This window comes from Faecalicatena sp. Marseille-Q4148 (genome assembly GCA_018228665.1).
Taxonomy (GTDB): Bacteria; Bacillota; Clostridia; order Lachnospirales; family Lachnospiraceae; genus UBA9414.
Window position 1 is genome coordinate 1,231,488 of sequence record CP073692.1, and the last position, 22,807, is coordinate 1,254,294.

The following is a 22,807-nucleotide window of genomic DNA, read 5'->3' on the forward strand; positions in this document are numbered from 1 at the left end:
GCTCTTTCATACGGCACTCATGCCTCCTTTCCCGATTCGTCTATTCCCAAGAAATCCTGCGTCACATATTCAATCTCAATCCGATTCCCCGGAAAAATATAAACCTTACTAATAAGCCTGTCAATCAGGGCTTGTGTCAGGGTGTCGGCGCTGCCTACTTCCCGGACAATTTCCCGCTGTTTCAGCTTTGCCTCATAATCACTCTGTATCTGTTTGGTCTGTGCGGTAATAGCAGCATGGACATTTTTTGCCTGCACCAGCTCCGCATCATATACCGCCTTGCGCTCCTGATAGGTTTCCAGGTCAATCTCTCCAAGCGCATACTGTTCATAAAGCTGCCGTTTGCTGTCCTGGATAGAGTGCAGCTTTTCTTCATGCTCGGCCTGCTGGATCGTCTGCAAATCCAGCTTGTCCTTGCTGCTGTCAATCCCCAATGCCGGCCCCATCTGTGCACGGGTCGTATCAAAGACCACCTGCTCCAACTCCGACATTTTGACCTTTACGCCATAACAGGGAAGTTCTTTTGCTACCTCGGAATGACGGCAGTAAAACCATGCCCCGTTTCTAAGTGACATGGCATGGTCGCAGCAGCCGCAGAATACTTTCCCGCGGAGAAGGTAGTCACGCCGCTTTTTATTCGGAAGGGAAAAACGCCTGATCGAAGCATTGGCTTTCTCAAACAGCTCCATGCTTACGATTGCCGGGTGGTGGTCTGGGATTTTGAACCACTCGCTTTCATCTTTTAGCTGGACACGCCGGCTGCCGATTTCCCTGACCTTGCGTTTCCCGATTACATAGGTACCGATATACCGCTGATCCTCCAGCATCCGAAGGACTGTTGAGCTGCTCCAGACGCCATGCGTCCGGGAAACATTATAGTGATCCTTGCCTTTACTTTTCCGGTATTCTCCAGGCGTAGGGATGTTCATGGCATACAGTTTTCTTGTAATCTCGGCGGCTGTATTTCCGTCAGCCGCCCATTCAAATATCTGCCGGACAATCCCTGCAGCGTCCTCGTCCGGCTCCATACGCCCGTCTGCGCTCTTGCGGTAGCCATAAGGACAGATAACACTCTGATATTCTCCCCGGCGCATTTTCGCATATTTGGCGCTTTTCGTTTTCATGGACATATCCCGGCTGTAACATTCGCTGATAAGGTACTTAAAGGCAACGTCAATCCCGCCGGTATCGCCTTTGAAATTGGCGGTGTCAAAATCATCACTGACAGAGATAAACCGGGTGTGGTAGAGGGGAAATACCCGCTCAATGAAATATCCGGTTTCAATGCTGTTACGGCCAAACCGGGAGAGGTCTTTTACGATAATGCAGTCAATCTTCCCGGCCTGGACCATCGTCAAAAGTTCCTGTACCGCAGGGCGCTCAAAATTCGTACCTGTATGGCCGTTATCAACAAATTCCAGCACTTCGCCGTTATCCCATTCCGGCAGCGACATGGCCTTTTCCCGGAGGATCAGTTTTTGGTTGGGAATACTCAAACTTTCAGTCTTAAAGTCCTCCACGGACAGACGGATATAAAGGGCGATCACATATTTTTTGTGCATGGTTCCACCGCCTTTCCCTGAAATTCATTTTTGAACCGGAACATTACATGGATATTCCGCTCATGGTCGATCTCGATCCGCTCGATGAGCCGTTCAATCAGCTCTGCCGTCAGCACATGGTCCTGTGCCAGCGACTTGGCATCTTTTTCCATTTCCCGGTAGCGTATAAGCTGGCTGTCCAGAACATCCATAGATTTTTCGAGCGCTTCAATCCCACCGGACAGCTCATGGATGGATTGTTCATAACCTGTTTTTAATTCAAAATATTCCTCGCCTGTCAAAATGCCCTGTACAAAATTTTCATACAGTCCTTGGATCAGCAAACGCTTTTTCTCGATTTCCTGCCTTTGGGTTGACATCTGAGCTTTCAGCTTATCTTTTTCCTGTTTCTGTCTTGCCTCCAACTGAAAGAGAGGGAGGGACATCCCAAGGGCAACGGCCAGCTCTTTTTCCAGAATAGATGTAACCGTAGCGATCAGTTCCGTTTCCGGCATCCTCACGCCTTTACAGCCTTTTTGCTGTACCCGGCTGTTGGTAAGGCAATGAAAATGGTAAACATCCGGGCCTTTTTTGCGTTTCTCCCGCTGCCGGTGAAGGCTCCTGCCGCAGTCTGCACAGAATACCTTTCCTTTGAAAATATTCGGGGTATAGGGTTGTTTGGAAACCGCCCGGCTTTCCTCACATACCTGTTTCCGGTATTCCTGCACCGCTGTAAAAAGTTCCCGGCTAATGATTGGTTCATGGGTGCCTTTCGCAACAATCAGGTTGTCCTCGCCGGCTTTAACCTGCTGGTGGTCTACAATCTTTGTCTTGCCCTGCACTAAATCACCGGTATAGACTTCGCTTTCCAGAATCTTCATCACTGTGCGGGTCTGCCATTTACCGCTCCCGATTAGGCCGGGGCTGGTAATCTCACCGGTGGATTTTTTGTAATGGCTAGGCGCCGGAATCCCCATCTCGTTTAAGTTAAGGACAATCCGATTCAGCGAAACCCTGTCATGTGCCCATTCAAAAATCTGCTTCACCACAGGGGCAGCAGTTTCATCAACCAGTAGCTTATGGCAGTTATCCGGGTCTTTCCGGTAGCCGTAGGGCGCCCGCCCGCCGATGTAATCGCCGTCTTTCATGGCCTGCCGTGCCTGGGCTTTGATCTTCCGGCCAATATCCAAAGCGTATGCCTCGTTTATCATATTCTTCAGCGGGAGCATAATGCCGCCGTGGAGATTGCCGGGGTCTGCCGTATCAAACTGGTCCGTCACCGCGATAAAACGGACATTGTGGGAATAAAAATACTGTTCAATGTAGTAGCCGGTGTCAATGGAATTACGCCCTAACCGGGAGAGATCCTTGACGATCACACAGTCAATATGACCTGCCTCAATATCCGAAAGCATCTGCTGGAAACCGGGGCGGTGGAAATTCGTGCCTGTCGCCCCGTTGTCGATATAGGTATCGTAGACAACGAAATCCGGCTTGTCCGCCAGGAAGTCATTCAGCACCAGCTTCTGGTTCTCCACGGAACAGCCGCGTTTCTTGTTATCTTCCACAGAAAGACGGATATACAGCGCCACATGCACATATAAGGACGGGGCCGGCATGGAAACCACCGCCTGTTTCCTGCTCTTTCTTGCCATTTAGCCCACCTTCCTTTCTTCATTATGCGCGGCAATCTGTTCCGCCAGGGAAACCGCTTTCTGGTATTCGTCCTGATAGTTAAATTCAATGTGCAGCTCGTCCTTGCCCATGACCCGTATGCTGCGGATAAGCTGCATGACCGCCCTGCGGTCAATATCCTCCATTGTGGAGAATTGCATGAAATGGTTGATCCAGCGGTTCCGCTCGCTGCGGTTCTCCAGTACGTCCGTCAGCTTTTCGTTCCACTCGGCGATTGCTTTCTGCAGCAGCTCAATATCCGCATTGTATTTCCGCTTATAAGAAAGAAATTCTTCTTTGGTAAGGATCCCGCTCACCAGGTTTTCATAGAGCTTGGCTTTGAAGCCTTCCGTCTGTGCCACACGTTTTTCATTTACCCTGATCTGCGCGGCGTATTCCTGGGCCAGCTCCCGGTTGATACGTTCCTGGCTGATACTGGACAGCAGAGCATCCAGGGAGGCGACATTCTCAATATGGCCTTTTAAGCTGTCCTGCACGCACTCGATCAGGTCAGATTCCTTTACCATGACAGAGGATGTGCAGCCGTTCTTTTTCCCGGTCGGGCAATAGTAATAATGGTATTCCTTATCCTTATAGCGGTTGGTCTTGCGGGTCATGCGGCAGCCGCAGCAGCCACAGATTAAAATGCCGGAGAACAGATATACTTTGTCTGACTTCGGGGAGGTCCGGGTGTCAATCCTGCGGAGCCGCTGCACCAGGTCAAAATCATGCTTCTGTATGATGGCTTCATGGGCGCCCTCTACCCGGATCCATTCAGAGGAAGGCTTATCCTCACGCTCTTTCAGTTTGAAGTGAGGCGTGGTCTGCTTTCCCTGAACCAGCGTTCCGGTATAGGTTTCATCCTGCAAGATACGGATAATAGTAGTAGCGGACCATTTACAGTCCTTGCGATCCGTATAGCCGCCTTTTGCATGTGGCATCCCATTGTTCCGCTTATATGCCAGCGGGGAGAGTACGCCCATCCAGTTCAGCTCGTCTGCGATATGGGAAGCGCTGAACCCCTCCAGACGCTTTCTGAAAATATCCCGCACCACATTGGCGGCATATTCGTCAACTTCCAGGCTCTTATGCTTATCACCGACTTTTATATAGCCGTAAATCGTAAAGGCTCCTACAAAATCGCCGCTGCGCCGTTTCACTTCCAGGGCGCTCCGGGTCTTGACGGAAATATCCCGGCAGTAAGCCTCGTTCATAATGTTTTTCACGGAAACCGTGAGGTCATCGGCAGCATCGTTTTCCGTGTCCACGTTATCGTTGATGGCGATAAAGCGCACACCGTAGGCCGGAAATACCCGGCGCATATAGCGGCCGGTCTCTATGTATTCACGTCCCAGGCGGGAGAGATCCTTGACAATTACACAGTTGGCCTCGCCCTGTTCAATCATACGCATCATTTCCTGAAATGCCGGGCGGTCAAAAAGGACACCGCTGTAACCGTCGTCAATCTTTTCTGCCACGACCTCAATCTCCGGGTGCCGGGCAATGTAATCATCGATCAGCCGCCGCTGGTTGGCGACGCTGTCGCTTTCCGTCGTCTTGTCATCGGTATAAGAAAGACGGATGTACTTGATTGCTTTGTAAACCTGCATAAAAAAACACTCCTTTCTTTGCGCAGAAAAATCCCCGCAATTCAAGAAGTGTGGCTGTGCCGTATTCAATTCCTTTTCCGATTCTTATTCTACCACGCCATTGCGGGAAAGTCAGCCCCTTTCCTGAAAAAAATCTGGCCTACCGCAGAATCCCTTTGATACATTCCTCCAGGGTGGCGCCTCCTGCTGCAAAGCTGGCCTGTACAGTAAAACGTCCGCATTTAAAGCGGTAGGGATCCTTGATCTGCCGTACAAATTCCGTGATCCGTTCCTCACGGGAAAGTTCCTTATTGACGGAAACTTCCCGGATGTCAACCAGTGCGCCGGTACCTCCGGCAGCAGTCATATTTTCCATGATACCAACTCCTTCCTGAAAATTTCTGATTATCAAAACCACATGAATAAGTCGGGCCTGCGCTCTTACAGTCACAGACCCGGCCCATTGTATCTGATTTCGATTAGCTGCCGTATTTGCCACGCCCCCCGGCAAGCCCTGAATAAACAGGGCGGGACTGTTACAGGCTGCGGATAGCGTCGCCGCATCATAGCCCCGCATACGCCGCCGCTTTGCCAAAGCAAGCAAACGCCGCAGGAACTCTCCCCAAGTCTTTAGGGAGCCGTGAGGAAGTACCATTATGATCTGTGCCGTCGTCGCGTCCGGCCTGCCACAGCCGGTTTCGTGGGTTGCGTTTATCGCTCGGACAGCCTGAATCCATCACCTCCTTAGGCTGCCTGTCACCGCGCCGCCCCATTGCCGCTCGGAACACAGAATGAAGTACCTGTAACAGCGTGTATTCGGTTGTCAAGGAGCAAGCGAGGGGCGTGGCAGTTATGACAGTTTTTCAGTTGGGGCGGGCGGCTGCATGTGCGCCGCCACACCCGCCAGGCTTGTCCCGCCGAATTATGTCCCTCTACTATACATTTCATTTTCGGGGGCAAAGTTGCCGTCTGTCAGGATATTTCTTTCAGAAATTTTTCCAGACTCCGCAGACCGGCATTGATAGAGCGGGTGATTCTGCTCTTATGAGTGCCTTCCGCTTTTGCAATTTCCGACTTGCTCATACCGAGAAAAAAGTGTGCGTAAATCCGGTTCCGCTGTTTTTCAGGCAGAGAGGCAAGCGCCTGATATAGCCGGGCATTTTCCTCTTTTTGTTCCAGAATTTCAGCCGGCGTCAGGACGATCACCAGCGCATCACGTTCCACACTGGCATCGTAGTCCAGAGAAAAATATGCCTTATGCCGGTATGTACGCAGAATATAGGAAGCCTCCGCCAGTTTGTATTCCCGAAGCAGATCCGCCACTTCGTCAGGCACTTCAACAACAGTATCCTGTATATAATAGGGATAGTAATCTTTAAGATTGATTTTCTTCATAGTAAATTCCTCCAATTTCGATTTTTTAGTTGACAGGCAAAATCGAAATCAGAGGGTGGGGAACGGCAGCCGGGACTGTCACACTCGCATTTTCTAAAACAGGGTACAAAAAAACGCGCCTGCAAAAACACAGACGCGCACCAAAACAGAGCATTGTAAAAGCATACTGGAATATGCCGGAATTTGTATTTTTCTGTCGAACCAAAAAACCCCGCAGTTCTTTGACGAATTGCAGGGTCTAATAATTGAATTCTCGAATAAAGACGCGGACTGAGCCCGTAAGGTACTTTCCATAGCATTCCAGATTCTCCCTCCCCGAAAGGAGGAAGTAAGCAAGCTTACTTACAGCAGGTCCCCTTTCTTTGAGGGCATTATATATGGGGAAATTCCATATCCTTACCTGTTTTATCCTATTTCCAACCAAGATGACCGCAAGTTTTGGCATTAGTAGATAGTATTTGTGTAATTAGGACAAAAAAGAACAAAGCCACAAGATAAAACATACCTTGCAGCTTTGCTCATTAAGTATCAAATTTATATCCTACGCCAGTCACACTTTTAATGTAATCCGGCACATCCGGCGAGATTTTCAACTTTTTCCGCATATTACTGATGTGGTTGTTGACAGCTTTTCGTGAGTAGTAGGAATAATCCTCATTCCACACAATCTCAATAATCATCTCATAGGTGAATACCCGCTTGGGATTTTGGATCAGCAATGCCAGTATATCAAATTCTTTAGCCGTCAGATCGACAACCTGATTTTGAACCCGTACAAGTCTTTGCTCCAGGCATACATACAGATTGCCCTCCTGAATCTCAGTTAGCAGTTGGCTGTTATTGTGCCCTCGGATATATGAAGTGAAACATGGTACGCAGATTTTCTCATACTCTTGGACAAACTCTGTCAAATCTTTTTTCTTATCAGCGTTAAGAACTGCAAATAACTTCTCACCTATCTGTCTGCCGGATTCGGATATATCCAGAACAACTAATTTCCCATACTACCACCTCCACACTCATTCCTTCACTTAAATTTATTACATTTAGCAAATTATCTTTTCTGAAATAACATAGTCCTAAAGATAGAAGTAAAAACAACTACCAGTATTGAATGGACTTTTTACCTATATGAAGACTTGATTATATTGAACGCATGTTGTTTTGAATAAATTTACTACTTATTTCGTATCATCAATTTTCCGCAAACTGGGTAGCAAAAATGCAGTGAGGGCAACTATTATGATACCTACTCCACAAATCACAAACCATTTCTCAACTCCAAACTTCTCGGCCAAAGGTCCGGAAATGAGAAGACCCAACGGCATAGCAAAAGATGCGGCACTTGTTAGCAACGAAAAAACTCTCCCCAAATATTCAGGCTTGATAGTTTCTTGAAAAATTGCATTTTGTACACCGTAAAACGGAGCAGCAATTCCCATAGCCGTACAACATACGATAAATATGAGAAATGCACCTGACGGTAAGAGGCCAGAGACGGTAATGCTAATGCCCATAAGAAGGACGGAAAAGCAGATGGTGTGCGTGCGCCTCTTGAAGCCGCCCCAAATGCTCAAGATGATACCGCCCAACAGCATACCAACAGCAAAAGCAATTTCTGCGGCAGAAGCATGGGCTGGTGTTCCTCCAAAATAGGACATACTGATAAGTGGATAAAGTGAACTAATCGGCATATAGAAAAACATATAAATTACGCCAATCCACAACAAGGCAAAAAGCCCTCTGTTTCGCTTTAACACCATGTAGCCTTCTTTTATATCCTGCATAAACTGCTGACTTTTCTGTTCTGTGCATACATCGGGAGTTGGGATGGCAGAGATCGCGACCGTCACGCAAGCCAGGATTGCCCCCACAATATCCAACATAATAATTGCGTTAAGCGGCCAGACGGCATATAAAAATGCGGCGGCGGCTGGACTGATGATAGAGCTTACCGCTTGTATTGTCTGTGCGTAACCAGCACATTTTGTCAGCTCATCTTTCGGTACAATCATAGGCGTTGTCGCACTAAATGCAGGAGAATGGAATGCGGTTCCCGTACTGCGAATAAACAGCACGACCATAATTGCCCATACAGGCAATTCCGTGTATAGTGCGGCCAAAGCCAAAAGTCCACCTGCGGCGGCAATCATCAAATCCGCTCCAATCATTACACCTTTACGGCTGTGACGGTCAACGAAAACCCCCGCAAACGGCCCTAAACAGGCCTGTGGTAAAAAGCCGATTAAAGTTGCAATCGTCAATATAATTGCGGAATTCGTTTTCGCAACCAAATAAAAGATAATAGCCATTTGCAGGATGCCGCTACTGATAAAAGATACACCCTGTCCAATGAGAAGTGTAAAATAATTTCTCTTCCATGAATTGTTGTTTTGAGTCATAATATAAACCTCCTTTTTTATTGCATTGTTCCTTTGTTTTTTGCAATAAAAAACAGGCGCTGCCCCACAAAGAGGGCAAACGCCTGCATAAGAATAAAGCACAAAAGCTACACGATACAGTTCAAAGACCGTTCGTGTCAGACTTACGTGTTTATTATGTATACGCACACAAAAAAAGCCCACTGAGTGGAAAAATACCTCTACTTTTTATTGCATATTAGCGTACACAAATTAACACACGTAAGCCTCCTTCCATTTTCAAACTTTCGATACTATACCATGTATCAGATGGATTGTCAATAGTCTTCTGAAATTATTTTGAGATGTAAAACAAAATTGGCAAGCAATGCAATCTTCCGTAAGATTGCGTATTTAGCAGAAATCCCGTACCCGGAATTTCTGCTAAATGCTTGTTGGTGACATGTCCCCAAACCCCTGAGATCATCACCTGCGGTGATGGCTGCGCGTTCCGTTGGAACGCTGAAAAAACAAAAGCAGGAAGAAACCTATTGCCGTGACTTCTGCGATTCCCTCTGCGGTTCCCGCCCGGTGGGAATATCCAGCAAATGCTCCACATTCGCCCGGACATTATAAAGCTCTTTCATATCAGCCCTGGCCTGCTTATAAGCAGAGTAGGCTTTCCGTTTCTGTTCCAGAAGCCCGGCATATTCCTCTCGCAGAGCTTTGACGGAGGGCAGCTTTGTGATTCCCACCTCGTCAAAATATTTCTTCGCTGTTTGGTGCAGAAGGATTTCCGCCTCATGTGCCGCACGGAATTTTTTGCTGTACCCAGCTTTTCGGTATTCCACATAGACCGCTCGCGTCTTGGCGTAGTTTACGATCTGTTTCTGCAGCTCCCCGTTGGCGGCCATCTGCGATTCCAGTTCCTTGATCTGTACTGACAACGCATTAAAGCTGGCGGTGACGGCATCTGATTTTTCCTGCAAATCCTCATAACTCATATCGCCATGCTCTTTGAGATAAATTACCGCCTGGGAGAGCTGTTTTAAGTTAAACACCTTCGCCCAGCGTTCATACCCCGGACCTTTGCCGGAACGGATTGCCGCCTCAATATCCACTAGCAGCCCGACTTTGGAAACCGGCTTTTGGGGAGAGGTACGGCGCGGCTTTACTATCCGGGCGCCTGTGATCCGTTCTTTGATAGCCTGCTCGGTATAGTCGCCTTTCAGCGTGTCACACCGGGTATATCTATCTTCCGGCGACAAGCGAAAACGAAGGTACTTTCGCTCCCGGTTGACTTCAATCCCGGCCGCCTCCAGCTTCTTCAACAGTTCTTCAAAGTCCTTCGGCTTTTCTTCCAGGGCCGCGTCAATGGCACAGCGGATCTGTTCCTGGTGGGAGGGCTGTTTTTTATTTCCCAGCCATGTACCATAGTGATCCCGGCTGGGCTTCGGATCCTCTACAATGGAAAGACCATGCTCTAAGCACAGCTTGTCATTCATGCGCCGGATTGCCCAGGTGGATCCCCAGAAGTTGCGGAACTTTTTCTGACAGTCCAGCGTTGTGGAATTTATGATGATGTGGTTATGGACATGGTGCTTGTCTACATGGGTACAGACAACAAAAGCGTGATTGCCTTTTGTCAGTTTCAGAGCAAGCTCCCGCCCAATCTGGTTCGCTTCTTCCGGCGTGACCTCGCCGGGCTTGAAAGCCTGCCGGAGATGGTAGGCGATCACATCGTCCGCGCCCTGGTTTCGTCCGGTCAGGTTCGCATACTGCCGCTTGGATAGAAGAAACTCCGCGTCGGCAATCCGGGTATCACACTCATAGCCATAAATAAATTTCCCAAAATCGGTTTTCTGTGGATTCTCCACGTAGTCAATGATGTCTGCAATGGCCGTGGAAATATCCCGGCCTTTTCCAATGTGCAGAGGCATCAGCCGTGTGGTCGCCATATCGTCACCTCCTTAGTCTGAAAATCATTATGTTATCGTGCGTGTTCTTTTTTCGTTTTTGGTTTATCCTTATGCGCTGCCTGCCGTCCGGCATGTTGATTTAGGCTGTCTCGGACAGAGGGCTTTTGTTCCTGAGTAAGCGGACATTCCCGCCTGGCCTGGGAGAGAAACAGGTCGGTAAGTCCGGGATTGCAGCGGTCCACGGCAAAGCAAACATTCCGGTCATATCCGAAACCGTCCTTATCCTCACAGACCGGAACCGTCTGCGCCCATGCTTTATTGTCCCGTGAAATGCGCCCGTCATAATCTTTCTGCCGGACCGTGTTGGCAAGGACATAAAAAATCCGGCCAGGATCAAACTGCTGTAAGACCTGCTGCACACATGCCGTACCTAAACGGTTATCCCGGTAGTTGTCCGTTATGGCCTGTTCGATTGCCTCCCTGCACGCAATGTTTGCCTTGTGGGAAGCGTGGTACTGATCCAGCTCCCCATGCTCATACGCATAGGTGGCAGAATGGAAATAAATTGGCGTTGTATCTTTCAATGAAATCCCTCCAATCAAAAAGCTGCCTTGACAGACAGCCGTAATTATAGAAAAAGGGCGGGGCTGCCAATGCGCCCCGCCGAACCTGTTTAACCAAATATAAAATCTTTCAGGGAGCCATTTACGCCACCGATCATGCCAACAAGCCAGGCCGCCGCCATCGGCAGACCGTAAGGACTTAAAAGAAATGCAACCACCAGCCAGGACAGCCCCGGCCAGAATCCGGCAATGAAGAACAGCACCAGCGCCGCCAGAAAAACAATTCCTGATAAAATTCCCAGCACAGCGCCGGAAATCACAACAAGAAATTTACAAACCAAATAAAGGATCCCCATAACCAGGACAAAGGGGAGTGCCAACAGTTTACCAATCAGACGCATACGCCCGCCTCCTTTCGATAGGGAAGTTTATTCCCTATAAAAATTCTACCGTGCCGGACCACGGAAAGCAACGGTGTTTCTTCCTGTTTACGAAATGTTCGCAAATCCCCGCAGCAGCTTATCCATGCCATCCCAGAGGCCGTCCAACCGGGTACGCAGATCCTCCACATCGGCGGCGTAAACGCTGCCGGTTTCATTGGCCCGCTTTGCATACTGGTTCAAGTTATTGGAACAGATACGAAGGAGGCGCACCATTTCCTGAATATCGCCCATGTCAAGGTGAATAATGTAGCCGTCCACCGCCATCTTCCGAAGGTAAGCGGAGAGGTTGGTAATGCCAAGCTCCGCCATGCGCCCCTTTACTAGCTCCGCATCCTGCTCGGACATGACGAACTCCACCCGGACAGTTTTTTTGTTCTGCCCGGCCTTCATCGTTCTGTCTCCCTTTTGCGGGAGGGCGGTTTATGGGAAGAAGCTGCCGCCGTCTGCGCCTCTTTGAGCCTTCCCCGCATGGTGCTTTTCTTCAGGCTGTCAATGTATTCTTTTATATCGCCGTTCACAGCATGGTAGGAACGTTTGAACCGTTCCCGTCTCAGGATCATGGCAAGCTCCGTTTCGCTTTCCGGTAAATCCGTCATTGACTTTGGATTCCCATGCAGCGGCATAAGCTCATTCATAAGCCGCCTCCGCTCCTGGTAGGGAAGCGTGAAATTGGTTCCATCCTCAAAAGCAACAGCGACTTTCCCAATGGGGCAGGTCAGCGATTTCACCCGTTCCACATGCGTCCCATAATCCAGCGGATAAATAGTTCCAGTCACTTTTCCGTCCTTGACATCTTTGACAGAGAGGGCATAGGCCAGGATCGGGTCTTTCGTCTGCTCGTGGTAGAACCGCCACACTTTATTTGCATGGCTGCCCTCCAGGTAGACTTCCCATTCCCGCAGGGTATAGGTGCCGCAGGGTCTTGACATCCACAGGAGGCGGCGGTCCTCCGGCTCCCCTGACAGGACCAGGTTTTGGATCAGTTCCTTATCCATGTCGAAATCGTCTTTATAGTGCTGCGTATGCAGCTCCATGATCTGCCCCAGGCTGTCCAGTATGTCCACACCTTCAAACCTTGCCGCGCCCATCAGCGTTCCCTCTCCGGCAGAGGCGGTGCGGCCTGCCTTGCCTCATGCTCCGGACGGTCGGCTTTCAGTCGTTCCATTAGGGAAGGCTTTTCCTCCGGTAATGTTTCCGGTGCCAGTTCCCGGATTTCCTCATAGGTCTGGCCGTCCGTCAGATCCGGGCGTTCCGGCGGTTCATTATTCAGCCTGCCATCCAGCATATTGTAGTTGCCGGTCTGTCCTTCCTCGTAAAGCTCCGCATTATACAGGTAGCTTTCCTGGGGCTTAAAAGGCTGCCCGGCAAACAGGATTTCCCTGCGGGGCGTAAACTGTGAAAGCACACCCTCCCGGAGCCTTGCAAAATCTTCATACTGGCGCAGGGTAAGGCCTCGCTCCAGCATTTCCGCCTGGGTGTGCGCCCAGCCCTCCCCATAGAGAAAATAATACATATCCGGCTGGTCGCAGACAAAGCACAGGGATCCGTCCTGATTGTCATAATAACCTGGAAGCTCCCCGTCAGAGTGATAACGTTCTTCCTTTCCAAGATACACCCGGTTATCCGCACCCAGCATAGCCACCATGCCAGCATAATTGCTGTGGACCGCAGAACGGATTTCTACCAGCGGGTCCGGCTCTGGCGTGATCTGCCTGCCGGGAATCTCATTTTGTTTCTCCGTCGCCGCATTTTTAGGTGTCACTTCCTCCTGGGCGCGGGCATCTAAATCCGGCTGTGCCGTTCCTTTCCGAACAGCGCCGGGTTCCGGTTCCTTTTCTTTTACATAATAGTGGACGTTTGCCGTAGTATGGCTGCCTGCTTTTTTTGCGTAGTCCTCGGCTGCCTCTTTGGAGGTAAATTCCAAAGGTTTTCCGTCCTCCTTGCACCAGGCCTCTGCCCGGCCGAAAATGGACGCGCCGCTGCGGACCGCCCATACGCCATAAATTTTTTCTTTTTCCATTCCAATCCTCCTTACCGTTCCGGCTGCTTTGGCTGTTTCTGGCTCCTTGCCGGTTCTGCCGGTTTTGTTTCCTTTAGCTGCTGCCGGAGGGAAAGCTTTCGTTCCGGCTCCGCTTCGGAATCCGTGATATTGACATACTCGCCGATGATACAAAGGGCCTCGCTATAACTGCCGGAAGCAAATACACGGTCCTTCATTTCCTGTGCCTGTTTCTTCAGGTCATGCTCCCGCAGGATGCGGGCGGCAATCCCTACCAGGTTAAAGATATTCCCATCCTGGCCGATCAGCGCACAGTCGGGCTTCTCCGGCTCCGGCGCAGGCTCCCCGATAAATCCGCCCAGGCGGTTCGGCACAAAGTCTGAAAGCCAGGTGCCGCCGAAAGTCTCATGGGTCTGCAACCGCCACATGGCAAGTTTCCCGATTTCCAGCTTCACATCCTCGAAAGGATAGAGCAGACAGGTAAGCTCTCCGTACTGGAAAGTGGAAACGTCCTTAAATTTGCTGCCGTCCTTCAAAATACCTGCCTCGGTGAACATCTCATTGATCCCGTCCACCCATTCCTGTGCGTCTCCGCCACACCCCTGCAAAATCAGTCCGTCTTTGCCTTCCATACGGCGAAGGTCCTCTGTTGTGATTGTATTGATACTCAAATAAACCGCCTCCTATCGTTCCTGTTGATGGTTGGTTTTCGGCCGGATGGTTTCTGCCTCCGGCTGTTTCTTTAGCTGCCTGCGGACAGAGGGCTTCTGTTCCGCTTTCCTCATATCCGCAAAAATATCTGACATGGGCCGCTCCCAGCGGTTCCCAAATCCCCGGAGTACCGTGTCCGCCAGTGCGCCGTTCTCCCGGAACATTTCTAAGGTACTGTATGCCCGGTCAAACAAATCCGCACACCGTTCATCCACGTTGGGGGCAAAGTGGATCACCCCATAGGGATAATTGCCACCGGTTCCAATCCATCCCCTTACAAAATCATCAAAATCCTTTGTGATCCCGGCATCGGCCAGTTCCACCGCATGGCTGGAATCCGTCAGGCTTGCTGCCGCATATTGCCTGCCTAAGACCAGCACCCCCGTGTCCGGGTTATACAGAAAGCGCCGGTTGTCAATCTGCTGCATGTCAATGGCCTGTGTCCGTGTGTCGATCCGCATGATTTCCTTTGTAATCGCTATATCCTTTATCTGCATCCCTCCTGTCTGTTTTGAATCTGTCCGCAACTTAACCCTATTTCAGAGCACCAGAGTATTCTAATACAGCTACCTAAATGACAAGGGCCGGAAAGCCTTTGAAATCAAGCTCTTTTTTGGCTAACTTGCGGACATATCACTACTTATTCCGGCGTTCCCGCCGCTTTCGTTCCCGCTCATACTTCCGCCTGGCAGATACCCGGCACATATCGGAACAATACGCCTGGCTGGTGGTGGGAAGATACGCCCTGCCGCAGACCGGACAGGTTTTCTGCCTCATGGACGTGTCCTCCCCGGTAATAGCGGATTCCAGCGCCGGGTCAGCCGGCAGCACCGCCTCCCGGAAATACCGGCAGTAAGAACCGGTCCACCATTTCTGCAGCATGTAACAGGGGCAGTCCAAAGGCAGACAGAGCTGGTCCTGATTGTCATAGTTGGCGCAGCATTTTGTTACCTGCTTTCGGATCGCCGCCCGCTGGTCGCGTGTCAGTTCCCGTGGCGGCCGGCTGCTCATTTGCGCCTGCCTTTCTTTGCCGGAAATTCCAACTTGAAATTCACATACTTATCCCCGGTATCATCCAGGATCACTACCGCGTCATAGGTTTTCCCCGTTTTTTCGCTGTAAAGCCCGGACATGGAAACGCGGCCCTCTTTCAAAAGAGCCGCCGCCACAGATTTTGTAATGGATTTTTTCTTACTGGAAAAGAATTTATTGTCTTTCCAGAGGGCAAAAGAGCATTCCCGGTTATCACAGAAGAATCCCTTTTTGCCCTCATATACCGGGGCGCCGCAGCGGGGGCAGACGCCGACAGCCTCATGCGCTTTTCCCTTTGCGTCGGGAAACAGGGAAGCAAAGCGTTCCTCCGGGGCGGTATGCTCCTTTACCAGCGCACGGCTCATATCTGCAATCCCTTCCATGAATGATTCTGCGGAAAGTTCGCCCCGTTCCACCTGTTTCAGCCTGGATTCCCATTCTGCGGTCAGAATCGGTGATTTGATGTTGTCCGGCAGTACAGCAATCAGGTTTGTGCCTTTCTCCGTGGGGATAAGCTGCTTTTTCTTCCGCTGCACAAATCCGGTGGAGACCAGCTTTTCCAGCGTGGCCGCACGGGTGGCCGGGGTGCCTAAACCTTTTCGCTCGGCATCTTCCGGCATATCTTCCGCACCGGCTGTCTCCATTGCCGCCAGAAGGGAATCTTCGGTATAGTGTTTCGGCGGGGAAGTCTTGCCCTCCCGGACGCCGGCAGAGACCGTTTCAAAAATCTGTCCTTCCTGCAGCATAGGGAGGGAAGCGTCCGTGTCGCCGCCATCCTCCGGCCCGGATTCTTTCAATCCCATGCGGTAGAGGCGTTCCACCTCTTTCCATCCGGCCTGTAAAACGGTTTTTCCCTTTGCCGTAAACAAATACCCCTGGCAGTCCAGAACCGCCGTCACCGCCTCGAACCGGTGCGTCTGTGCCGTGGCAGAAAGGAGCCTTGCAGCAATCAGCGTCAGCACATCCCGCTCCCCGGAAGGAAGCTCCGATAGATCCGTCCGGGCAATCTCCACTGTAGGGATGATCGCGTGGTGGTCGGTCACTTTGCTGCCATCCGTTACACGGTCAATATCCGGCTCCCCGGCGCATCCCTTTCCAAAAGGCATATTTCCCCGCAGCCAGAGGACCAGGGAAGCGGCGGTTGCCTGCATATCCTCGGAGAGATACTGGCTGTCCGTCCGGGGATAGGTTGCCAGCTTTTTCTCATAAAGGGACTGCACATAGTCAAGGGTCTGTTGGGCGGTATAGCCATAGATACGGTTACATTCCCGCTGTAAAGTCGTCAGGTCATAGAGGTGGGGCGTCTGCACGGTCTTGACCTGCTTTTCCACGGACTGTACCGAAGTGGCCTGTTTATCGCACTCTATACGGATTGTGTCGGCTTCGGCTTTTTCAGCCAGCTTTTCACCGGAGGCGGTAAACCCGCCGCAGGTAATCTCCGGCACATAGAACGGCCTGCTTACAAATGCCCCAATATCCGCCTCCCGCTGTACCAGCAGCGCCAGGGTGGGCGACATCACACGGCCCACATTCAGCGTGACCCCGTACAGGACAGAGAAAAGCCGGGTAGCGTTAATCCCAACCAGCCAGTCAGCCCCGGCCCGGCAGACCGCCACATCATAGAGTGTATCGTAATCACTTCCGGGGCGCAGGTGTTCAAAGCCGTCCCGGATCGCAGCATCCTCCATACTGGAAATCCAGAGGCGTTCCATTGGTTTCTTACATCCAGCGTGTTCGTAGACCAGACGGAAGATCAGCTCACCCTCACGCCCGGCGTCTGTTGCGCACACCACGGAATCCACCCCTTTGTCCTTCATCAGCCGGCACAGAAGGGCAAGCTGTTTCTTTTTATCCTTTGGGACCTCATATTTCCATGTTTCCGGCAGGATAGGCAGGTCAGCGTAACGCCATCTGGCATACTGTTCCCCGTAAGCCTCCGGCTGTGCCAGTTCCAGAAGGTGCCCTATGCACCAGCTCACCAGATAGCCGCCGCCCTCCAGATAGCCGTCTTTTTTCTCATTCGCACCTAATACCGCCGCCAGCGACATGGCGACAGAGGGCTTTTCCGCAATTACCAACTTCATTGTTCCGTCCTCCTTTGCAGTTGTTCAAATTCTTCGTCCGCCTGTTTTCCGGACTGTAAAAGGCACATCAGCACAACGCCGGCAGACATCCCTCCTGTGAATGTCAGGAAGTGTATAAGTATGTTCCACATAAAAATCCCTCCTAAATTTGGATATAAAAAGAGCGAGGGCATTTTCAGTCTTCGCTCTTTATTTCAGATATTCAATTATAGTAGCGGGTAAAAGAAATACCCACAGTGAAACTCGCTCTTTATTTTTTAATACTACAAACAGGAATTTACCTATTTGTCCACAAAATTTTTATATTGTTTTTTAGGCTTATTATGAATATATACAGTACAACTTTGTTTTGGACATATATTTACACAACGATAACACAATGTACAATTATTATTTTGTTTAACTTTTCCATCTGTCATTTTCAAATTATTCATCTGTATCTAGCTCTTTAATTAAATTTGTTCTTTTGTTTTTCTGCTTTATTGTATGTATTAGCTAGCTGCCCACAAGCTGCTTTAATTTCTCTACCATGAGAAACTCTCATGGTAACTTCAAGCCCTGTTTGTTCTAATTGGCGTTTGAACGCAACCATTTCCCGTTTTTGTGGCGCTCTAATTTTTGAATTACTTGTCGGGTTGTATTGCAATACGTTAATCATAACATTTTTGCCCTTAAACCATTTTGCAAGTTGCCTTACATCTGAAAGGCGGTCATTTATACCTGGTAAAAGTAAATACGCAAATACAACTTTTCGATTATGCCTTTGAGAATAGGACAAGGCTTGCTTAACAACATCTTCAATAGAATACATGTGCAAATGAGGAATGATACAGTTTCTTGCAGCCTGTGTTGCTGCGTGTAAAGATATTGTCAACTGAATTTTTAGATGTTCTTCGCGTAAATTTTTTAATTGATTGACTGGGCCAACTGTTGATATGGTAATGCCATCGGTTGGAAAGTTAAGCCCATTTCTATCTCGAAGAATATGGATTGCCGCAATCAAGTTGTCGTAATTGAATAAAGGCTCTCCCATACCCATAAAAACAATACGATTTACCTTTTGACGTATCAATATGACCTGCTGCACAATTTCAGACGGTGTTAGATTACGAACAAAACCATTGCGCCCAGACTCACAAAAAATACAGCCAACAGGACAACCAACTTGTGTACTTACACAAACAGTACCACCATCCCGCCGCTTGATAAAGACCGTTTCAATATATTTGTTGTCTTTCAATTCATAAACATACTTTTCAGTATCGTTACTTTTATAGATTTTTTCAACTGATATTGATAAATTTTTTTTGCGAGGGGATTGTTTATACAATTCGGTATATAAGGCTTTTGCTTTATCCTCTCCAATGACTTCCGACATTTCTTTGTAAGTAAATCCGTAGGGGTCATTCAGTACTTCTGTTGGTGTATATTTAGGTATGTGTTTCATTTTTCTATCCTTTCTTCTCAAAATCAATAAGTTCGTTTTCAGAATTTTTAATTTCTAATTTTTCAACATTAACGATATGCGTCAATTTACATTTAGGGCAGAAAAGAGGAAAATCTCTTAATATCGTATTATAAAATACTTGAATCCTCGTCTTTCCATTACATCATGATTGAATCACTAAGATAAAAATATTTCCCCAACCGGGATCTCTCTAAACTCCTTTTTCATCTGGTGTGCAAACCGGATCGTCCTGACCGTGCCGCCTTTTTCCCTCCCATCATACACGGCGATCACCCGGTCCGAGTGTTCGGCCATGTAGCGGTTTCGGTGGGAATAGACGCTGGGGTGGTATTTCTCCTGCATGACGACAACATCCGCACATGCCTCCAGCATTTCATAGGTCCGCCTTTTTTCCATCAGATTATCCAGGCGCTTTTGGTAGGGGATAACTGCAATCAGTTCCAACGCCGGATTTTTCTTTTTCTTTTCCAGTACAATCTCGGCAAAATACTGGTCCACGCCTTCCGCAAACCCGCTCATAAACCGGGTAAACCCTTCTTTGACCGCAAGGTCAACCTCACGCCGCAAGGCGGCCTTGACCTTATTGATCTCTTTCTGGGGTATATCCCTGTGCCCGGTGACACAGCATGTCTTTCCTTCCATCTGTTTTTCCTCCGTCCGATAGTCTGTATTCTTCATTTCTCAAATTATAATAGATTTATTTTAATATTTCAACGGAAACACCCTTTTTTATTTTGCGAATAAGGACGAGGCGTGAGGTACAATCTATTACAGAATGGGAGGTGAAGGCGGTGTATGAAGATTTTGTCCCGGAACGGCTGGCAAAGTTGCGGACACAGAAAGGCGTATCTGCACGCGATATGTCCTTGTCGTTAGGACAGGCAAACAACTATATCAACAACATCGAAAACAAAAAATCACTTCCTGCCATGCAGTCCTTCTTCTATATCTGTGAATACCTGGGCGTGACGCCGCAGGAATTTTTTGACGAGGGGAACGCCTGCCCGGAAGCCCTTCAGGAGTTTATCGAAGAAGCAAGGAAACTGGATTCCCGGTCAATGAGCTATATCCTCGGCATTATGAAAGAGCTGAACAGCAAGCGTTAAGACGGCCACGGTGTTGGCCGCTTTTGCTATTCTGTAAATTTTTTTCGTGCCCCCTTGCATAAATGCCCCAAAGTGGATATACTATAAGTAAGAAAGTAAGAACTTCCTACTTTCAAACTCAAATAGAAGGAGATGATATTATGCTGGCCGAATTACGTCAGAAAGCCCAGGTCACGATCCCAAGGGAGATCATTGTCAAGCTCGGCCTGTCAGAGGGCGACAAGCTGGACATCTTCGAGAAGGACGGCTCCATCTGCATCATGCCGGTGGTTGTCTACCCGAAACATTACCTGAATGAACTTAAAGAAGAAATCAGCGATGTAAAAGCAAAACTCGCATCCGGGGAGCAGCCTGTCTTTGACAGCGTGGACGCCCTGTTTGACAAATTGGAGGCGGAGTGATGGCGTATGAATTTACCTTTACGCCCCGTTTCCAAAAGCACTTTAAGGGCCTGAACGCCCAGGAGAAGAAGCAGTTAAAAAACAAGCTGGAACTTCTGGCTGAAAATCCTTCCCACCCGTCGCTGCGCACCAAGCGCATCCAGGGCACCACAGACCTTTTTGAGTGCAGCGTCAACATGGACATCCGCATTATCTGGTATTACGAAGGCGATAAAATGATCATCCTGGTGGACGTGGGGCACCACGACATACTAAAACAATTCTAAACGGCAGGGCGGCGCGTCTTTTGGGCGTGCCGCCTTTTCCTGCCCTTCTATTAGTGTAACCTGCAATCTTCCCGGTATGCTCATTTCCACTACCGGCGATTATCCAAGAATCACTCCCGAAATAACATTTTTTATGTTCCGGTACTTCCAAAGCCTCCGGTTCCCCGCTGCGCGCCCAGATCTGTCACAAAGTCCGCAATCACAACCGGAGTAATCACAAGCTGCCCGATCCGTGCCCCTTTGGAAAGCTCCTGGGGGGTGCTGCTTACATTGCTGATGATGGCATGGATCTCCCCGCGGTAGCCGGAATCCACAGGGGGCAGCTCGCAGACCAGGCCCTTTACCGCCATGCTGGTGCGGGGGAAGATATAGCCCGCGTACCCGTCCGGTATCTCAATCCCGAACCCAAGCGGTATTTTGGCAATCCCGCCCGGCTGTAAGGTGCAGTCATAGGGCATATACACATCTGCCCCGGCATCGTTGCCATGCGGCCGGAAGGGGCGCCGGCTCTCCGGCACGCCAAAGTCGATCAGTTTAATCTTCATGCGCTGCCTCCTTCCAAGATCGCCGGGTAGTCCGCCCTTAAAATATCTTCCGGCGTCATATCTGCCGCCAGTTTCCGCCCGCAGGTCATTTTCCCCTCCAGGCATTTATCCATCTGGCAGAACGGACCGACAAGGGAAGGTGCAAATAGAACGGGGCTGAGTGCATAAAGCTCCTTCCAGATTTTCAGAAGCACAATCCTTGTCTCGTCCGTGTTCCTGCGGCACACCCGCTGGCCGATGATATGTTTCCACTGGTAGGGCGTGGCGCTGATAATCAGCACATTCCGAAGCCCTTGGGGCGTGGCGTAACCCGCCGCGTCATGGCCGATTCCCTCATGGCAGAGTTTTTCATAACACCCCATGCCTTCCCGGCAGCTTGTTAAGTACAGCTCCCGGATCTTTGCCGGGGCGGTCAGAATCTCATAGGGCACGGAAAAATCCGCCTGCCCCGTGTAATTGCTGTACTGTAAGGACGCGCTCATAAATTTTACTTCGTTCTGGTGGCGCGTGATCTGGGAGAGGAACCGCCTGCTTGCCCCCACGACGGCCACGGTTATGACTGCGAATTTCTGTACCGTGGGGTGGGGAAGGTTCCCGATGGCCTCCACGGTTTTCTCACTGAACGATTGTTCATAGAGTGCCAGCAGGTCCTCCATTGTGGCGATTTTATGCCCCCGCTGGGTGAGCCTTGCCGCAAAGACCATGTTCTTCTCGGCCTCTGCAATCGCCTGGCAGTTCAAAATCTTTACTTCAATCCGGTTGATTGCTATGTCCCTCCTTTACAATGGCTTTCAGCAGAAACAGATAGTTTAAGCTGTCCGTGATCTTTTCGTCCCATGTACTCATGCCGTAGTCTGCGCTGTTATCAAAGCACATGTCATACAGGGAGACGATATGCTTTGCCAGCATACCGGCAAGGGCACGTTCCGGCGTAGTGTGCTGCAAAGCGGCAGCCGCCTTAAATGCTCCCAGCCGGTCCGTATCGTCCCCGGTATATTCTTTGGTTTTTTGTTTCAGGGTGTCGGCACAGAGCCGCACCTGCTCGTCAAATACGGCATTGACTTCCTTTTGTGTGATATGGCATCCCTCCTTTGAATCTGAAAAATGGATTGTCCCGAATATGGTATAAGATCCGGGACAGTTTTCTATGTTATCCGCTGCCTGTTAAGCGCTCGGCAGATAGATCCAGTCGTGCATCAGGCACACGCTTGGCTCGTCCTCCCTGGGAACCAGCCGGTAGGTACATTCCCCGTACACGGTCCGCTTGTCCTCAATCTCCATGCCATAGGCCTTATAGAAGCGGTATTCCAGGTTGGAGATAATACAGCGTAAGGTCTGCAATGCCTCCCGCTGGGCGGTGACGATGAGCTCCCGGTCAATGCTCCGCTTCAGGCATAAGAGAGACTTGTAAAGCTGTACTTCCGTCCGGTAAGGGCGGCAGTCTTTGGTTTCCAGCCAGCCGCTAAAGGCCACCGGTCCGCTCTGGACCACCGCCCGCTCCGGGTGGTAATACTCGTAGCAGTTCAGGTTTGCCGTATTGAGAAGGTAGAGCATTTCCCGGACCTCATTTTCCGGCATGTCGTAGAACCGCAGAAGGGAGCGGTACAAATGGACATAGCCGGGTATGGAAAGAATGGCGTTCACCATAAAGTAAATCCTCCTTGTAAATGGTCAGTGCGGGAGTTTTCACCCCCGCACCGGTTTCTGAAAT

General features: G+C 49.8%; 28 protein-coding genes. 3 read left to right on the forward strand and 25 right to left on the reverse strand.

Going from position 1 to position 22,807, the window contains the following annotated elements:
* Positions 1–17 precede the first annotated feature (17 nt).
* The 21 genes from KFE17_05875 to KFE17_05975 form a co-directional block, all read right to left on the reverse strand.
* On the reverse strand, positions 18–1,562 hold the full coding sequence (locus KFE17_05875; protein ID QUO33264.1) for a recombinase family protein: 1,545 nt from the start codon (positions 1,560–1,562) through the stop codon (positions 18–20).
* Positions 1,544–3,196 (reverse strand): recombinase family protein, encoded by a 1,653-nt coding sequence (locus KFE17_05880; protein QUO33265.1) that lies wholly within the window; start codon positions 3,194–3,196, stop codon positions 1,544–1,546. Before KFE17_05880 ends, KFE17_05875 begins: the two co-directional genes overlap by 19 nt.
* Complete coding sequence (locus KFE17_05885; GenBank protein QUO33636.1) at positions 3,197–4,825, reverse strand: recombinase family protein; 1,629 nt, start codon at positions 4,823–4,825, stop codon at positions 3,197–3,199.
* 139 nt (positions 4,826–4,964) lie between these two features.
* Complete coding sequence (locus KFE17_05890; GenBank protein QUO33637.1) at positions 4,965–5,180, reverse strand: hypothetical protein; 216 nt, start codon at positions 5,178–5,180, stop codon at positions 4,965–4,967.
* Positions 5,181–5,776: 596 nt separating this feature from the next.
* Positions 5,777–6,199: a sigma-70 family RNA polymerase sigma factor gene (locus KFE17_05895; protein QUO33266.1), complete on the reverse strand. Its 423-nt coding sequence runs from the start codon at positions 6,197–6,199 to the stop codon at positions 5,777–5,779.
* A gap of 521 nt (positions 6,200–6,720) precedes the next feature.
* Positions 6,721–7,185 (reverse strand): response regulator transcription factor, encoded by a 465-nt coding sequence (locus KFE17_05900; protein QUO33638.1) that lies wholly within the window; start codon positions 7,183–7,185, stop codon positions 6,721–6,723.
* Positions 7,186–7,380: 195 nt separating this feature from the next.
* Complete coding sequence (locus KFE17_05905; protein QUO33267.1) at positions 7,381–8,601, reverse strand: MFS transporter; 1,221 nt, start codon at positions 8,599–8,601, stop codon at positions 7,381–7,383.
* Between the two features lie 506 nt (positions 8,602–9,107).
* Positions 9,108–10,517 carry a relaxase/mobilization nuclease domain-containing protein gene (locus KFE17_05910; GenBank protein QUO33268.1) on the reverse strand — a complete coding sequence of 470 codons (1,410 nt, stop codon included), beginning with the start codon at positions 10,515–10,517 and terminating at the stop codon, positions 9,108–9,110.
* Positions 10,518–10,549: 32 nt separating this feature from the next.
* Positions 10,550–11,062, reverse strand: coding sequence for a DUF3849 domain-containing protein (locus KFE17_05915; GenBank protein ID QUO33269.1), 513 nt, complete (start codon positions 11,060–11,062; stop codon positions 10,550–10,552).
* Positions 11,063–11,151: 89 nt separating this feature from the next.
* Positions 11,152–11,442: a hypothetical protein gene (locus KFE17_05920; GenBank protein ID QUO33270.1), complete on the reverse strand. Its 291-nt coding sequence runs from the start codon at positions 11,440–11,442 to the stop codon at positions 11,152–11,154.
* An 87-nt stretch (positions 11,443–11,529) separates the two neighbouring features.
* Positions 11,530–11,874: a plasmid mobilization relaxosome protein MobC gene (gene mobC / locus KFE17_05925; GenBank protein QUO33271.1), complete on the reverse strand. Its 345-nt coding sequence runs from the start codon at positions 11,872–11,874 to the stop codon at positions 11,530–11,532.
* Complete coding sequence (locus KFE17_05930) at positions 11,871–12,572, reverse strand: hypothetical protein (GenBank protein QUO33272.1); 702 nt, start codon at positions 12,570–12,572, stop codon at positions 11,871–11,873. Before KFE17_05930 ends, mobC begins: the two co-directional genes overlap by 4 nt.
* On the reverse strand, positions 12,572–13,504 hold the full coding sequence (locus KFE17_05935; GenBank protein QUO33273.1) for a DUF4316 domain-containing protein: 933 nt from the start codon (positions 13,502–13,504) through the stop codon (positions 12,572–12,574). The genes KFE17_05930 and KFE17_05935 overlap by 1 nt, the downstream gene beginning before the upstream one ends.
* A gap of 11 nt (positions 13,505–13,515) precedes the next feature.
* A complete protein-coding gene (locus tag KFE17_05940; protein ID QUO33274.1) occupies positions 13,516–14,154 on the reverse strand; it encodes a hypothetical protein in 639 nt (212 codons plus the stop codon).
* Positions 14,155–14,166: 12 nt separating this feature from the next.
* On the reverse strand, positions 14,167–14,691 hold the full coding sequence (locus KFE17_05945) for a hypothetical protein (protein ID QUO33275.1): 525 nt from the start codon (positions 14,689–14,691) through the stop codon (positions 14,167–14,169).
* 139 nt (positions 14,692–14,830) lie between these two features.
* On the reverse strand, positions 14,831–15,205 hold the full coding sequence (locus KFE17_05950) for a cysteine-rich VLP protein (GenBank protein QUO33276.1): 375 nt from the start codon (positions 15,203–15,205) through the stop codon (positions 14,831–14,833).
* Entirely contained in the window at positions 15,202–17,310 is a 2,109-nt protein-coding gene (locus tag KFE17_05955; protein ID QUO33277.1) for a DNA topoisomerase 3, read from the reverse strand. Before KFE17_05955 ends, KFE17_05950 begins: the two co-directional genes overlap by 4 nt.
* Positions 17,307–17,441, reverse strand: coding sequence for a DUF3789 domain-containing protein (locus tag KFE17_05960; protein QUO33278.1), 135 nt, complete (start codon positions 17,439–17,441; stop codon positions 17,307–17,309). Before KFE17_05960 ends, KFE17_05955 begins: the two co-directional genes overlap by 4 nt.
* Positions 17,442–17,758: 317 nt before the next feature.
* Entirely contained in the window at positions 17,759–18,757 is a 999-nt protein-coding gene (locus KFE17_05965; protein QUO33279.1) for a 23S rRNA (adenine(2503)-C(2))-methyltransferase RlmN, read from the reverse strand.
* A 4-nt stretch (positions 18,758–18,761) separates the two neighbouring features.
* A complete protein-coding gene (locus KFE17_05970) occupies positions 18,762–18,902 on the reverse strand; it encodes a hypothetical protein (protein ID QUO33639.1) in 141 nt (46 codons plus the stop codon).
* 32 nt (positions 18,903–18,934) lie between these two features.
* The gene (locus tag KFE17_05975; protein QUO33280.1) at positions 18,935–19,420 is read right to left on the reverse strand and encodes a DUF1273 family protein; all 486 of its coding nucleotides are present in this window, start codon (positions 19,418–19,420) and stop codon (positions 18,935–18,937) included.
* Between the two features lie 149 nt (positions 19,421–19,569).
* Between KFE17_05975 and KFE17_05980 the strand changes: the two genes are divergently transcribed.
* The 3 genes from KFE17_05980 to KFE17_05990 all read left to right on the forward strand — a co-directional run bounded on the left by KFE17_05980 (position 19,570) and on the right by KFE17_05990 (position 20,551).
* Positions 19,570–19,884, forward strand: coding sequence for a helix-turn-helix transcriptional regulator (locus tag KFE17_05980; GenBank protein ID QUO33281.1), 315 nt, complete (start codon positions 19,570–19,572; stop codon positions 19,882–19,884).
* Positions 19,885–20,024: 140 nt separating this feature from the next.
* Positions 20,025–20,285, forward strand: a complete 261-nt coding sequence (locus KFE17_05985; protein ID QUO33282.1) for an AbrB/MazE/SpoVT family DNA-binding domain-containing protein — start codon at positions 20,025–20,027, stop codon at positions 20,283–20,285.
* On the forward strand, positions 20,285–20,551 hold the full coding sequence (locus KFE17_05990) for a type II toxin-antitoxin system mRNA interferase toxin, RelE/StbE family (GenBank protein QUO33283.1): 267 nt from the start codon (positions 20,285–20,287) through the stop codon (positions 20,549–20,551). The genes KFE17_05985 and KFE17_05990 overlap by 1 nt, the downstream gene beginning before the upstream one ends.
* 131 nt (positions 20,552–20,682) lie before the next feature.
* Here KFE17_05990 and KFE17_05995 read toward each other — a convergent pair whose 3' ends face one another.
* From KFE17_05995 to KFE17_06010, 4 genes are all read right to left on the reverse strand, one after another.
* Positions 20,683–21,096: a deoxyuridine 5'-triphosphate nucleotidohydrolase gene (locus KFE17_05995; GenBank protein ID QUO33640.1), complete on the reverse strand. Its 414-nt coding sequence runs from the start codon at positions 21,094–21,096 to the stop codon at positions 20,683–20,685.
* Positions 21,093–21,800 carry an FAD-dependent thymidylate synthase gene (locus tag KFE17_06000; protein ID QUO33641.1) on the reverse strand — a complete coding sequence of 236 codons (708 nt, stop codon included), beginning with the start codon at positions 21,798–21,800 and terminating at the stop codon, positions 21,093–21,095. Before KFE17_06000 ends, KFE17_05995 begins: the two co-directional genes overlap by 4 nt.
* Before the next feature lie 46 nt (positions 21,801–21,846).
* Positions 21,847–22,173: a hypothetical protein gene (locus KFE17_06005; protein ID QUO33642.1), complete on the reverse strand. Its 327-nt coding sequence runs from the start codon at positions 22,171–22,173 to the stop codon at positions 21,847–21,849.
* Between the two features lie 87 nt (positions 22,174–22,260).
* Positions 22,261–22,743 (reverse strand): hypothetical protein, encoded by a 483-nt coding sequence (locus KFE17_06010; protein ID QUO33284.1) that lies wholly within the window; start codon positions 22,741–22,743, stop codon positions 22,261–22,263.
* Positions 22,744–22,807 lie beyond the last annotated feature (64 nt).

Coding starts and splice junctions, on each gene's coding strand:
- KFE17_05875 (QUO33264.1), bottom strand. CDS start 1,562: ATGCACAAAAAATATGTGATCGCCCTTTATATCCGTCTGTCCGTGGAG.
- KFE17_05880 (QUO33265.1), bottom strand. CDS start 3,196: ATGGCAAGAAAGAGCAGGAAACAGGCGGTGGTTTCCATGCCGGCCCCG.
- KFE17_05885 (QUO33636.1), bottom strand. CDS start 4,825: ATGCAGGTTTACAAAGCAATCAAGTACATCCGTCTTTCTTATACCGAT.
- KFE17_05890 (QUO33637.1), bottom strand. CDS start 5,180: ATGGAAAATATGACTGCTGCCGGAGGTACCGGCGCACTGGTTGACATC.
- KFE17_05895 (QUO33266.1), bottom strand. CDS start 6,199: ATGAAGAAAATCAATCTTAAAGATTACTATCCCTATTATATACAGGAT.
- KFE17_05905 (QUO33267.1), bottom strand. CDS start 8,601: ATGACTCAAAACAACAATTCATGGAAGAGAAATTATTTTACACTTCTC.
- KFE17_05910 (QUO33268.1), bottom strand. CDS start 10,517: ATGGCGACCACACGGCTGATGCCTCTGCACATTGGAAAAGGCCGGGAT.
- KFE17_05920 (QUO33270.1), bottom strand. CDS start 11,442: ATGCGTCTGATTGGTAAACTGTTGGCACTCCCCTTTGTCCTGGTTATG.
- mobC (QUO33271.1), bottom strand. CDS start 11,874: ATGAAGGCCGGGCAGAACAAAAAAACTGTCCGGGTGGAGTTCGTCATG.
- KFE17_05930 (QUO33272.1), bottom strand. CDS start 12,572: ATGGGCGCGGCAAGGTTTGAAGGTGTGGACATACTGGACAGCCTGGGG.
- KFE17_05935 (QUO33273.1), bottom strand. CDS start 13,504: ATGGAAAAAGAAAAAATTTATGGCGTATGGGCGGTCCGCAGCGGCGCG.
- KFE17_05945 (QUO33275.1), bottom strand. CDS start 14,691: ATGCAGATAAAGGATATAGCGATTACAAAGGAAATCATGCGGATCGAC.
- KFE17_05950 (QUO33276.1), bottom strand. CDS start 15,205: ATGAGCAGCCGGCCGCCACGGGAACTGACACGCGACCAGCGGGCGGCG.
- KFE17_05955 (QUO33277.1), bottom strand. CDS start 17,310: ATGAAGTTGGTAATTGCGGAAAAGCCCTCTGTCGCCATGTCGCTGGCG.
- KFE17_05960 (QUO33278.1), bottom strand. CDS start 17,441: ATGTGGAACATACTTATACACTTCCTGACATTCACAGGAGGGATGTCT.
- KFE17_05965 (QUO33279.1), bottom strand. CDS start 18,757: ATGAAACACATACCTAAATATACACCAACAGAAGTACTGAATGACCCC.
- KFE17_05975 (QUO33280.1), bottom strand. CDS start 19,420: ATGGAAGGAAAGACATGCTGTGTCACCGGGCACAGGGATATACCCCAG.
- KFE17_05985 (QUO33282.1), top strand. CDS start 20,025: ATGCTGGCCGAATTACGTCAGAAAGCCCAGGTCACGATCCCAAGGGAG.
- KFE17_05990 (QUO33283.1), top strand. CDS start 20,285: ATGGCGTATGAATTTACCTTTACGCCCCGTTTCCAAAAGCACTTTAAG.
- KFE17_05995 (QUO33640.1), bottom strand. CDS start 21,096: ATGAAGATTAAACTGATCGACTTTGGCGTGCCGGAGAGCCGGCGCCCC.
- KFE17_06000 (QUO33641.1), bottom strand. CDS start 21,800: ATGGTCTTTGCGGCAAGGCTCACCCAGCGGGGGCATAAAATCGCCACA.
- KFE17_06010 (QUO33284.1), bottom strand. CDS start 22,743: ATGGTGAACGCCATTCTTTCCATACCCGGCTATGTCCATTTGTACCGC.